General features: G+C 39.3%; 13 protein-coding genes. 6 read left to right on the forward strand and 7 right to left on the reverse strand.

Going from position 1 to position 11,814, the window contains the following annotated elements; translation table 11 throughout:
* Positions 1-11: 11 nt before the first annotated feature.
* From CDZ78_RS14505 to gshB, 3 genes are all read right to left on the reverse strand, one after another.
* Positions 12-1,484 (reverse strand): multicopper oxidase family protein, encoded by a 1,473-nt coding sequence (locus CDZ78_RS14505; RefSeq protein ID WP_244559261.1) that lies wholly within the window; start codon positions 1,482-1,484, stop codon positions 12-14.
* 306 nt (positions 1,485-1,790) lie between these two features.
* On the reverse strand, positions 1,791-2,657 hold the full coding sequence (locus CDZ78_RS14510) for an energy transducer TonB (protein WP_087870649.1): 867 nt from the start codon (positions 2,655-2,657) through the stop codon (positions 1,791-1,793).
* A 4-nt stretch (positions 2,658-2,661) separates the two neighbouring features.
* A complete protein-coding gene (gene gshB / locus CDZ78_RS14515) occupies positions 2,662-3,615 on the reverse strand; it encodes a glutathione synthase (RefSeq protein WP_087870650.1) in 954 nt (317 codons plus the stop codon).
* A 343-nt stretch (positions 3,616-3,958) separates the two neighbouring features.
* On the opposite strand from gshB, the gene rpmB reads away from it, so the two are divergent.
* The gene (rpmB, locus tag CDZ78_RS14520; protein ID WP_087870651.1) at positions 3,959-4,195 is read left to right on the forward strand and encodes a 50S ribosomal protein L28; all 237 of its coding nucleotides are present in this window, start codon (positions 3,959-3,961) and stop codon (positions 4,193-4,195) included.
* A 12-nt stretch (positions 4,196-4,207) separates the two neighbouring features.
* Positions 4,208-4,363 carry a 50S ribosomal protein L33 gene (gene rpmG / locus CDZ78_RS14525; RefSeq protein ID WP_087870652.1) on the forward strand — a complete coding sequence of 52 codons (156 nt, stop codon included), beginning with the start codon at positions 4,208-4,210 and terminating at the stop codon, positions 4,361-4,363.
* A gap of 70 nt (positions 4,364-4,433) precedes the next feature.
* Here rpmG and CDZ78_RS14530 read toward each other — a convergent pair whose 3' ends face one another.
* The gene (locus tag CDZ78_RS14530) at positions 4,434-5,105 is read right to left on the reverse strand and encodes a rhodanese-like domain-containing protein (protein WP_307190505.1); all 672 of its coding nucleotides are present in this window, start codon (positions 5,103-5,105) and stop codon (positions 4,434-4,436) included.
* On the reverse strand, positions 5,071-5,712 hold the full coding sequence (locus CDZ78_RS14535) for a cyclic nucleotide-binding domain-containing protein (protein ID WP_087870654.1): 642 nt from the start codon (positions 5,710-5,712) through the stop codon (positions 5,071-5,073). The genes CDZ78_RS14530 and CDZ78_RS14535 overlap by 35 nt, the downstream gene beginning before the upstream one ends.
* Before the next feature lie 436 nt (positions 5,713-6,148).
* Here CDZ78_RS14535 and moaB point away from each other — a divergent pair, with 436 nt between their 5' ends.
* The 4 genes from moaB (at position 6,149) to CDZ78_RS14555 (ending at position 10,587) form a co-directional block, all read left to right on the forward strand.
* Complete coding sequence (gene moaB / locus CDZ78_RS14540; RefSeq protein WP_087870655.1) at positions 6,149-6,673, forward strand: molybdenum cofactor biosynthesis protein B; 525 nt, start codon at positions 6,149-6,151, stop codon at positions 6,671-6,673.
* Positions 6,673-7,056 carry a DUF423 domain-containing protein gene (locus tag CDZ78_RS14545; protein ID WP_087870656.1) on the forward strand — a complete coding sequence of 128 codons (384 nt, stop codon included), beginning with the start codon at positions 6,673-6,675 and terminating at the stop codon, positions 7,054-7,056. The genes moaB and CDZ78_RS14545 overlap by 1 nt, the downstream gene beginning before the upstream one ends.
* Before the next feature lie 290 nt (positions 7,057-7,346).
* Entirely contained in the window at positions 7,347-10,001 is a 2,655-nt protein-coding gene (gene pepN, locus CDZ78_RS14550; protein WP_087870657.1) for an aminopeptidase N, read from the forward strand.
* 103 nt (positions 10,002-10,104) lie between these two features.
* Complete coding sequence (locus CDZ78_RS14555; protein ID WP_087870658.1) at positions 10,105-10,587, forward strand: PaaI family thioesterase; 483 nt, start codon at positions 10,105-10,107, stop codon at positions 10,585-10,587.
* 21 nt (positions 10,588-10,608) lie between these two features.
* On the opposite strand, the gene CDZ78_RS14560 is transcribed toward CDZ78_RS14555, so the two are convergent.
* Together CDZ78_RS14560 and CDZ78_RS14565 are read right to left on the reverse strand one after the other, a co-directional pair.
* Positions 10,609-11,262 carry a YdcF family protein gene (locus tag CDZ78_RS14560; RefSeq protein WP_167374320.1) on the reverse strand — a complete coding sequence of 218 codons (654 nt, stop codon included), beginning with the start codon at positions 11,260-11,262 and terminating at the stop codon, positions 10,609-10,611.
* Between the two features lie 79 nt (positions 11,263-11,341).
* On the reverse strand, positions 11,342-11,814 hold a 473-nt coding region (locus CDZ78_RS14565; RefSeq protein WP_140414082.1), incomplete at its 5' end, for an ISAzo13 family transposase.

The raw sequence follows: 11,814 nt of genomic DNA on the forward strand, positions 1-11,814 counted from the left end.
CAGCACCGAGTTTACGATGGTAGTGGCGAAGTGGCACGTACGCAGGACGTCTGGGGCGCCGAAGGCATTAGCGGTCGCGTTAAGTTTTTGCCGCTTGCTTGGGCTGGGATGCCCAAAACAAGCTTTCGCAAAAATAGCGACTCCCCGCGCATGTCCATACCTTTATCCATTTTTTTATCACCATCCATTTTCATGGGGCCATGGTCATGAAAAATTTTAATCTTTTTAATAGAGCCTAATTTAACGCGTTCAAAATCCATGACTCTATTCATGGAAAAAGATTTGCCGTTTAACTGTGGGCGCATCGGCTTCATGGAAATGCCAATTGGAATTGCTTTGTTTTTATTATCAACATCGCGTTCAGTTAGGCGTCGAAAAGGAGCTAATTTTTTAGGTAATGCAGGTGAATCACTAACTTTTTCAGTCACTTTAAACGAGGCTATAGGAAATTTATCGCCCTGACCTAGGCCTCCTCCCATACCACCCATCATTCCCATGCCCATGCCCATGCCGCCGCCCATACCCATGCTGCCAGATGATTTTTTACCTAAGCGCTGCTCTTCCATTTTAGGAGGCATCGCTCCAGCGTATGGCAGGCTGTACAACACGAGTTCAGAGCCGACAGAGCGTCCGCTAAAATCTAACCATAAATCAATTCGTTCACCTGGTGCAAGCATAAAATAAGGTCGCGTTTCTGGCTTTTCTAAAAGATGTGCATCGGTACCAATCGCAGTTATTGGCGTACCATCATCCCAGCCTAATTTATAAATTCTGGAATTAGATCCATTTACTGCTCTAAAACGATAGGCACGTGATTTCACTGGAAACATGACATTCGGAAGACCATTCACTAAAATAGTGTCACCTAAAAAGCCGACCATTTTACCGTGCATACCACGTAAATACTGGAATTGGTTTTGCTTATTGAAGGTTCTATCCTGAATCACAAAGGGCAGATCATACTCCCCACGAGGTATATCTAATTTTTGCTCTTCGTCATCGGTTACCGCAATAAGTCCCGCCAAACCGAAATAAACTTGCTCAGCCGTTAAATTGTGTGAGTGTGAATGATAAAAGCTGGTACCCGCATTATTCATCACTTCAAACTCATACACATAGCTCTGTCCTGGAGCTAAAGTATACATAGGGTGCCCATCACTGTGCTGGGGCACATGTAATCCATGCCAATGAATAATTGATGGCTCGGACATTTTATTCTTATAATAGATACGAACTTTTTGCCCTTTGATGTAGTTAAGAATAGGGCCTAAATAATTACCTTTTAATTCAACCAGTGTATTCTTAGGGCCTTTTAAAAGCTTTGCATCATACTTCTGTACTTTGGTTTTCCGACCACCTTTTATGACAGAAACATAGGCATCACGTAAAGTAAACTCCATTTCTACATCCGCTTTAAAACCAGGTGTTGCTTTATTTTGTTGCTGTCCTGTTTTAGCAAATAACATGCCTGGAAATGCACGCACCAAAAGCAGAGCGTTGTAAAAACTGACGTCTGTTATAGTTGATTTTATTCGTCATTTATTCTTCCTCTATTGTGTTTATAAGCAAAATAAGTATTTTGTTATATATGCAACAATACGCCCTTTTTTAGCTACTGACAATAGCCTTATAAAGAATGTCAGATTCGGTCTAAAGGCATCAATAATATGCAAATATGCCAGATATAAAAGTATTCCTACTAAGAAAAACTTTTATTTCTTAGCACAGAACACAAATGTTATTTTATTGCTGCCCATGTTTATCTATCATCAGAAATCCATTTAAACTGCTTACCGGGTATGCAGGCCAGATTCATCAGAAAACTTCCAGACCCGGGTAATCACTAAAACATCAACTTCTTCTAGTAATGCTTTAGGTAAAGGAGGAAAGGGAGCACTTAAACGAACGATACGCTTGGCTGCCTGGTCCAGAGCAGGGTAACCCGATGATTTGCTAATCTGTATGCTATAGATAGCGCCATTGGGTTTAATGCCGACATTCATTATAAGAGAGCTTGAAAAACCAGAACGTTTTGCGATAGCAGGATAGTTAAGGTTACCCATGTTCTCAATTTTACGCTGCCAGTCAGTAATATACTGTGCAGCAAGGTACTTATGTGCACTGACGGAATTAATATACTTGATGCGTTTTTGGTTACTGCTAGGTTTTTTGTAACGTATTTTTTCACCTAGCTCTGATAGTTGTCGGCGCAAGGCATCCATCGATAATTTAGGCCGACTGATTTCACTGGTTTTTTTGCTTTGTTCAGTCTTGTGAATTTTTTGTACTGCTTGCTGTTGTGTTAAAACGCGTTTATGCGTAGCACTTTGTTGCTGAATGGCTTTTTGACCTGGCGGCTTATTCAGTTTGCTCCCTGAACTGGTTTTTTTCTTTGCAGCTGGCGTAGGTTTATTACGTTTGATACCCGCGCCTATCTGATTATTTTGAGCTAAAAATTCAGCCTTTTTCGGGGCTTTTTTTGCCTCTTGCATTACCAGCGTAATTTCAATGGATTTACTGTTTTTATCTACCTTAGGTTTACTGAAATTAATGCCTAATATAATCAGGGTATGAATAATTGCCGCAATAAAGATCGTTACCAGTAAGGTATCATTGTTTGATAGGGGCGATGGGCGTTGAAAGGTTTGCTCAGACATATAGCTAGACTTTATCGACCATAGTCTCAATATGATCCATCAACTGCGCACAAATATTGATGCCAAATTGCTTATCAAGCTCCTGTACACAGGTTGGGCTAGTGACATTAATTTCAGTTAAATAATCACCGATTACATCGATACCTACAAAAACCAAACCTTTTTCTTTTAAAACCGGACCCACTTGCTGCGCAATCCAGATATCCCGTTCACTTAAAGCTTGCCCCTGAGCAAAGCCACCCGCGGCCAGATTGCCACGGGTTTCGCCCTTGGCTGGAATGCGCGCAAGCGCATAAGGAATCGCTTCACCATTGACGATTAAGATACGCTTATCACCCTGCTTTATCTCAGACAGGTATCTTTGTCCCATAACATGCCGCGTACCATTTTCGGTAATCGTTTCAATAATAACGCTGATATTTGGATCATTGCAGCGCAAATGAAAAATAGAGGCTCCACCCATTCCGTCCAGTGGCTTTAAAATAATATCTTTATGTTCTTTAAGAAATTCCCGTATTAAATCTGCACGGCGCGTAACCAGAGTATCGGTACAGCATTCAGGAAACCAGGCAGTATAGAGTTTTTCATTAGCATCACGTAATGACTGTGGTTTATTAATAACATAAACCCCTTGTTTCTCTGCCTGTTCTAATATATGAGTGGCATAAATATATTCCTGATCAACAGGTGGCTCTTTACGCATAATAATGCAGTCCAATGATTCTAGCGAAATACTTTGCTGATCAATAACCTTATACCAGGCCTCAGGATTACGCTCGACTTGAATTTGTCGGGTATATGCATATGCCTTGCCATTACGTAAAAATAAATCACCTAATTCCAGATAATATATTTCCCAGTTACGTGCTTGTGCTTCTAGTAACATGGCAAAACTGGTGTCTTTCTGGATATTGATGTGGTCAATCGAATCCATGACCATGCCTAGTTTAATTGTCACTATATGTTTCTCTTTGAAAAATGTGTGTTTAGGGAGATGGAAACAAATAATCATCCAAAGCTGCTGGTCTTTTTGTCCGTTTTCTGCGTTGTAGTAACAGTTGCGTAGCCTGCTATGCGCCTGTTACTAGCCTTGAATACGAACAAAAATCCTGCCCAATACTGGACAATTATTTATTTCCAGCTCCCTTAGCTTAGCTTAACTTTTACGTTTGAGTATAACGCTTTTTTTGCAAAAAGAGGCTGATTATTTCAAGTAAAATAATATATTATTGTTTACCTGAACAAATAAATTTGGTATAAAGACCGGCTAACTTTGAATAAAGGCACATTAGAGGTGAATCATGTCCAAAATTTGTCAAGTAACAGGTAAACGTCCTGTTTCTGGAAACAACGTATCGCACGCGAAAAATAGAACTAAAAGACGCTTTAATCCTAACTTGCATCATCATAAGTTCTGGGTTGAAAGTGAAAACAGATGGGTACGCTTAAGATTATCTGCAAAAGGTATGCGTATTATAGATAAAAAAGGTATTGATGTAGTTTTAGCAGAGTTGCGTCAACGCGGCGAAAAAGTTTAAGAGGATATTACAATGCGCGATAAAATAAAATTAGTTTCATCTGAAGGTACAGGTCATTTTTATACAACTGATAAAAATAAACGCACCATGCCAGAAAAAATGGAAATCAAAAAATATGACCCTGTTGTGCGTAAACACGTCATGTATAAAGAAGCAAAAATCAAATAATTCCTTTTTCAACTCGATAAAGGTTTTATATTGCGGTAAGCTTGACAATCCTGATAAGGGTTGTCAATGCTTACTTAGCAGCTCTAAGCTTATCCAGAACAGCTTTTAACTTCTCTGTTTGCCTAAAAAGTAATTTGTATTGCTTTTTAAATAAAGTCAATTCAGTCACCAAGCGCTCATTATCAGCTTTTAATATTTGATTTTCTTGTTGCAGGCTTAGTTCTGTATCTTCTGCTGCATTGATCTCTTCTATTTGCTCAGTTAGTTCTATTTCGGGCTCATCTATTACTTCATCATTATCCTTTGGTATGCTCTGCATGCCTCCAGTTAAGACAAGCGCATTAACCCTGTGCTTAATCAGTTCAAAAGCAGCGGCATCACTTGTTTTTTCATCCTCACAAACGATAATAATTTTATTCTTCTCTTGTATTAATTCCTTGATAAACATGCGTAAAGAGAAAAAAGGAATATTACGACTCCCTTCTAGATGATTTTTATTGTACTTGGCAGCAGGGCGTATATCTAAAATAAGAGACTCTGGATTCTGCGCTAAGTCACTATAATCAATATACTTTAATGCTGGCTCTTTAATCAGTTTTATAAAGCGATCAGCATCAATACGTGATAACAGCATATCTGAGACGGCTGTAACCGTCATATTTCTCTGCTCTCCTGTTAATATTGCATGTTCGCCAAATGCTTCCCCTTCAGCAAGTTCCCGGTATTGCCTTTGCCTGCTCAGATACCTTTCGGCTTAAAGAGCAACGTCCTTTTTTAATTAGATAACAATAATCTCCCTCATCACCCTGTTGAAAAATAACCTCTCCTTTGCTAAATTTAATATCTTGCAGGCTCATTAAGACTTGCTGTAAATTTACAGCAGGTAAGCGCTGAAAAACAGGAGATTGTAGTATCGCCGCTAACCAGTCAATTGATGCGTCTACTTCAGAATCATCCTCATTTTCCACGCTATAAACATTTTTCATTTCGTTATAATCAATATCTGTTTTATCAAATACATTGAGCTTCAGGCTAATGAAGCTCACATTTTCAAGGGCACGGGCAGAAACCTTGCGGGGGAATTGATGGGCTAATGCAAATTTTGCAGCATCAGTGCCTGCTCTTATCTTTTCAAAAATAAATTCTTCAGCCTGTAAAGAAATTGTACCTTGTAAAAGGTAAATAAATGACTCTGTTGCATCGCCCCTGTTAAATAAAAAACTTCCCTTAGGCAGGGTAACCACATGACAATCAGAGCATAACTCTTTAAATTGTTGTGCTGGCATTGTGAGCAATGGAAACAATTTGCGTAGAGCTTGACCATCTTCTGATTTCGGGTTTATAGCCATAGAAATTTTTTTAATATTGTTTTTGTAATATGCTAAGGAGCGAAGATATTAATAATAAAGGTAAGTTTGACACAGGATTTTTGTTCGTTTTCAAGGCGTAGCAATAGGCGCATAGCTGGCTACGCAACTGCTGTTACAGCACGGAAAACGGATAAAAAGACAAGTCAAGATTCGGAAATCATTAAATCCTCGCTCCTAAGTTTTGATTATCCTAGAAAAAATCAGTTGGATATGAAATTATAGCGCAGAACCCCTTTCCCTTTGCAAAATAGTATATTGGTAATTTATTTTGTCAGATTATTTGCATAGCGAGCCTTCAGCTACTGTTTCTACGATTTTTGCCTTATATATTCAAGGAAGAACCAAGATCTGTTATAGACAGCACTTTTATGTAAAATAGCGTATTATTATTTCCATACAAAAATAAGCGTATATTATGCCTCAGACTGACAAACAATTTATCCCTCTTAATATAGCAATCTTAACGGTTTCCGATACACGCACAGAAGCAGATGATGTATCAGGAAAAACCTTAGTTGAACGACTAGAAAAATCTGGTCATCAGTTGTATGCCAAAACGATAGTTGCTGATAATATTTATCAAATTCGGGCTGCTGTTTGTAACTGGATTGCTGAGGATAATGTGAATGTTATTATCAGCACAGGTGGCACAGGTGTCACCGGAAGAGACGGTACTCCTGAAGCTATTGAGCCTCTGTTAGATAAAACTTTGTCTGGCTTTGGCGAGATTTTTAGAATGCTATCCTATCAGGAGATAAAAACCTCTACGATACAATCCCGTGCTATCGCTGGCGTGGCAAATGCAACTTATATTTTTTGCTTGCCTGGCTCTTCAAGTGCCTGCCGTACTGCCTGGGATAGTTTAATTAGTGAGCAATTGGACTTTAGCACTAAACCATGTAATCTTGTTCAATTGATGCCTCGTCTATTGGAAAAATAATGCACTCTATCTTTCTTTTTTTAAGTACTATCAGTGCATTTCTTGCTGTCTCAATGGGTGCGTTTGGTGCGCATGCTTTAAAAACAATATTATCGCCTGAAATGCTGGTGGTTTATAAAACGGCTGTGACTTATCAAATGTGGCATGCTTTAGGTCTGGGCTTAATTGCACTACTAAGACAACAAAACCCTGATTCCCGCTTGATAATCTATGCTGGCTGGCTAATGTTTTCCGGCATTATATTATTCTCGGGAAGCTTATATATACTTAGTTTATCAGGCATAAAATGGCTGGGAATGATTACTCCAATTGGTGGAATCTGTTTTTTAAGTGCCTGGATGTTACTTATCATTTTTTCCTTTAAGAACTATAAAAAACTCTAGTAATAGTTTGTCAGGAGTATGCATAAGTACCCAAGGTAAATTAATTTAACTAAATTAAGGCATCAATGTAAAGCGGACTAAAGTCCGCTCTACGTGCCTATTAACATTACCAAGATATTTTCTAAAAAGGTTAAATCAAATTTGCCGGGATACTTAGAATAACGGCAACAATTTGCTGGCCTAGATTCGTCTTCAGCAGTTTAGAGATACTTGCGTAATCTTATGTGCATCGTGACAAACTTATTCCAGCCGCGTTCCTTAATTGCAACAATAAAAAAACAAGAACAATAATGAGCAATACTCATACCTCAGAAGCTAAGCCAGAAACTACTTACCTTAAAGATTATCAAGTACCTAAATATTTAATTGAAACTGTCGATTTAAATTTTATCCTTGAAGCTGAGTATACTCGAGTTGTCTCCCGGCTAACGATTACGCATAACCCGGATAATAAAGCTAAGCATGCCCCATTAGAGTTATTAGGTGAAGAACTTACTTTAATCAGTATTGCCTTAGATGGGGTGGAACTGACTGAGCACGAGTATAAATTAACCGATGACTCTCTGAGCATCGTTGATGTACCACAAAATACAACTTTTACTCTGGCAATAGAAAATACTATTAACCCAAAGGCTAATAGTGCATTGGAAGGTTTGTTTGTGTCCAATAATATGTTGTGTACTCAATGTGAGGCGCAGGGCTTTCGCAAAATCACCTATTTTCTGGATAGGCCTGATGTGATGGCACGATTTACCACCACCTTAATTGCCGATAAAACGCTTTATCCTGTTTTATTATCCAATGGTAATAAGGTCGCACAAGGTGAATTAATTGATAATCGCCATTGGGTCACATGGGAAGATCCCTTTAAAAAGCCGTGTTATTTATTTGCACTGGTTGCTGGACAATTAGAATGCATCGAAGACCATTACACAACCATGAGTGGCCGAAAGATTAGCCTGCAAATTTTTGTAGAAGCACATGATGTCGATAAATGCGCGCATGCCATGCAGTCTTTAAAAAATGCCATGCGCTGGGATGAACAAGTTTATGGGCGTGAATATGATTTAGACCTATACATGATCGTTGCAGTTGGGCATTTTAATATGGGGGCCATGGAGAATAAAGGGCTGAATATCTTTAATACAAAATTTGTCCTGGCGCGTCCTGATACTGCGACTGATATGGATTATGAACATATCGAAGGAGTGATTGGGCATGAGTATTTTCATAACTGGACGGGTAATCGTATTACTTGCCGGGACTGGTTTCAATTAAGCCTGAAAGAAGGCTTTACGGTTTTTCGTGATCAGGAATTCACCGCCGATCAGACTTCCAAAGCCGTTAAGCGTATTGATGATGTCAATATGCTACGCACTCGTCAGTTCGCTGAAGATGCTGGGCCTTTGGCACACCCTATACGTCCCCAAGCCTATATAGAAATTAATAACTTCTACACACTCACCGTCTATGAAAAAGGTGCTGAGATAGTACGCATGTTACGTACTTTATTAGGCACTGAGCATTTTCATAAAGGCGCTGATTTATATTTTCAGCGACATGATGGCCAAGCCGTTACCTGTGAGCATTTTGTTCAGGCAATGGAAGATGCAAATGATAAAGATTTAAGTCAGTTTCGATGCTGGTATGCACAGGCAGGAACACCGATAATTTTAGCTGAACAGGCTTATGATGCCGAGAGGCAAGCATTGACGCTAACTTTAAGTCAGACTATACCTAAGCAGGTAAATCCAGCCACATTACATATCCCTATTAAAGTCGCTTTGTTTGCAGAAAATGGCTCCACTATAGATGCTTCAGTCTCCGATGTAACAGGCATAGATAATGAATTCATACTGGAGTTGATAGAACAAAGACAAAGCTTTGTCTTTGAAAATGTGCCAAGTACTCCAATACTCTCCATTTTGCGTGACTTTTCTGCACCGGTTAAATTACAAATATCACGACCTTTAACTGAGCTTGCTTTTTTATTACAGCATGATAACGATAGCTTTAATCGCTGGGAAGCAGGACAGCAATTAATGGCATGTATTATTTTTGAACTGATTAAAGCAATTAAGCAAGAGCAAAGCTTAACTATCCCGGATATATTGGTTGATAGCTTTACAATCATTCTTGATCAAGAATGGCCTGACCTTTCTTATTTAGCCTGCTTACTTTCTTTACCTGCTGAAAATTATCTGGCGGAACAAATGCCTGTTGTCGATGTAGATGCTATTCACCAGGCAAGGCAGCTAGTTAAACGTAGTCTGGCTGAGCAGCTAACAGAACAACTGACAGATCTATATCATCAAAATAACCAGAGAGAAAGCGGAGAGCTTAATTCTGATGCTATTGGCAAGCGTAAAATTAAAAACCTGTGTCTGGATTATTTAAGTCAACTGGATACGAAGTACAGCTACCAACTGGCTAATGAACAGTTTGCTAACGCTAAAACAATGACCGACCAGATCGCTGCATTAGGCGCAATTGTAAATACTAAAAACCCGGATAAAATAACATATTTAGAGCAATTTTATCAACAGTGGCAGGAAGAGGCATTGGTCATCGATAAATGGTTTAGTCTGCAGGCTGCAAGTTCACAGCCAGGTACCTTTGCTGTCGTACAATCTTTATTACAACATGCTGCTTTTGATTTAAAAAATCCAAACCGGGTGCGTTCTTTAGTCGGTGCTTTTAGTCAGGCCAATCCAATCCATTACCATGCAAAAAATGGCCAGGGTTATCAATTTTTGGCCGACCAGGTGATTGCTTTAAATAGCATTAACCCCCAGGTTGCCTCACGTATGGTGGGTGCTTTAACCCAGTGGCGCAGATTTGATGAACAGCGACAAGGCTTGATGAAACAGCAATTAGAGCGAATTATAAAGACTGAAAATATATCCAAAGATGTCTTTGAAATTGCCAGTAAAAGTCTGGTTTAATAGCTGTCTTGTGACTTGAAATTGAAGCAAGGCAAGGGCAATACCTTCAAGTTCCCCTGTTCTTCAAGGTGAAATAAATGACACCTTTACAATCAGCAACCGAATGAACTTACGTCGCTTAATCTGGAATACTTCTTTAATTTCTGATAAAAAAAGAATCGAGTGGTTTCCTGCATTCTGGCTAATGCGTATTAAGGTACTGGATCTATCTTCCGACTGGCGCCATATTAAAATACGCCTTCCACATAGCTGGATTGCCACTAATATAGGCGGGAGTTTATTTGGCGGGTTTCAAGCTTGCCTTGCCGACCCTATTGCCGCAATGGCCTGTATGAAAATATTTCCGGGCTATGCCGTCTGGACACGCTCGTTACAGTTAGATTTCAGAGAACAAGGCTTAACTGATTTGGAGTTGCGCTTCCATATTTCGCCGGAAACAGAGCAGAAAATTCGCACTGATTTAGCCAATAAGGGCAGAAGTACCCCCCTATTTGAATATGGCTATTATCAAGCAGACGGTTCTTTATGCACTGTTATCCAAACCAGAGTAGCTATTCGCCCCGCGGGCTATAAAAAACTTAGGTGATATTCTTTGATAGAAATAACCTTAATACCTGAGTTTATACCAGACACGCCCCATTATTTCATGTATCACTAAAGAGCTATGTTCCAGGGCTGTTGCTGAAGGTAAGAAACTAAAGAGATCCAGAGAGCCGGTTCGAGATAAAAAAACCGTTGGTGCCGGCATAACTGCAAAACCTTGTAACTCAAATTGTTCGACAGCTCTACGCATATGTAAAGCATGAGTCACAAGAATTATACGCTGCACCCCATTCTTGCTTAATATCCTGTGTGTACAGCGTGCATTTTCTGTTGTATTACGACTATTGGATTCCTGCCAGCGCACCTTTTGGTTGAATTCATTGCTTAACACAGCAGTCATCACTTCTGCTTCCGCGGGAAGGTCTTTTTTAAGTATCTTGCCACCACCGACTAATAATGGTAAATGCGCTTGTCTAGCCAATAAAGCAGCATAACGTACCCGAGCCAGAGTTCGATTTTTTAGCGTCACTTTCTGGAGGTATTCAGGAGCTGGTTTACGTATACCACCGCCTAAAACAACAATTGCCTGTGCAGAAAATTGTTGTGCAGCGTTATTGTTTAAAGGTGGATAGATTTCCTGAGTTGCTGCCAGATATTTTGTGACAACAGGTAAACTGAGTAACAATAACAAACTCAGGGAAAAACTAATTAATATCACGGCAAAAGTTCGCTGACGTTGTAATAAAAATAGGCCTAATATATTAAGGAATAAGCACGAAACAACTTCCCGATATTAATTATTCTTGAGGAATTGCACGGTAATTCCATTTTGGTAAATGTGTATCAAATACAATCGGCATTATTTCTTTGAAGTCAGCGGCATATTTTCGTCCTGTCTCGTATATTTTGTCGAGTATGTGAACAATTGTTGTTAGTCCTTTTGACGTTGATGTTCTAGAAATCAATGTTTTAACTGTTTCAACCGAGTCAAATACAACACCTTCACAAGCACGAGTCACATGAGGAAAAAAACGATGTTCAATGGGATTATACTTGGAGGTATAAGGAGGATAGTGGGCAATCCTAATTTCCAATCCAAGTGCATTCGCAGTCTTTTGTAAATCTTCTTTAAAAATGTAGTGCCGTGAGCTGTTACTCCCTCCACCATCGCAAAGGATCAACAATGATTTTGCTTTAGGATAATGAATAATACCCTCGTTTACCCACCATTGAAATAAGCTATCACAGGCAAATTCACTGGTATCATGAC

Source organism: Bathymodiolus platifrons methanotrophic gill symbiont, assembly GCF_002189065.1.
Classification (GTDB): domain Bacteria; phylum Pseudomonadota; class Gammaproteobacteria; order Methylococcales; family Methylomonadaceae; genus Methyloprofundus.

What these genes read in the sequence shown, in the direction of transcription:
- pepN (WP_087870657.1), top strand. Translation starts at nt 7,347, where the DNA reads ATGAGCAATACTCATACCTCAGAAGCTAAGCCAGAAACTACTTACCTT.
- CDZ78_RS14535 (WP_087870654.1), bottom strand. Translation starts at nt 5,712, where the DNA reads ATGGCTATAAACCCGAAATCAGAAGATGGTCAAGCTCTACGCAAATTG.
- moaB (WP_087870655.1), top strand. Translation starts at nt 6,149, where the DNA reads ATGCCTCAGACTGACAAACAATTTATCCCTCTTAATATAGCAATCTTA.
- CDZ78_RS14555 (WP_087870658.1), top strand. Translation starts at nt 10,105, where the DNA reads ATGAACTTACGTCGCTTAATCTGGAATACTTCTTTAATTTCTGATAAA.
- CDZ78_RS14545 (WP_087870656.1), top strand. Translation starts at nt 6,673, where the DNA reads ATGCACTCTATCTTTCTTTTTTTAAGTACTATCAGTGCATTTCTTGCT.
- rpmG (WP_087870652.1), top strand. Translation starts at nt 4,208, where the DNA reads ATGCGCGATAAAATAAAATTAGTTTCATCTGAAGGTACAGGTCATTTT.
- rpmB (WP_087870651.1), top strand. Translation starts at nt 3,959, where the DNA reads ATGTCCAAAATTTGTCAAGTAACAGGTAAACGTCCTGTTTCTGGAAAC.
- CDZ78_RS14510 (WP_087870649.1), bottom strand. Translation starts at nt 2,657, where the DNA reads ATGTCTGAGCAAACCTTTCAACGCCCATCGCCCCTATCAAACAATGAT.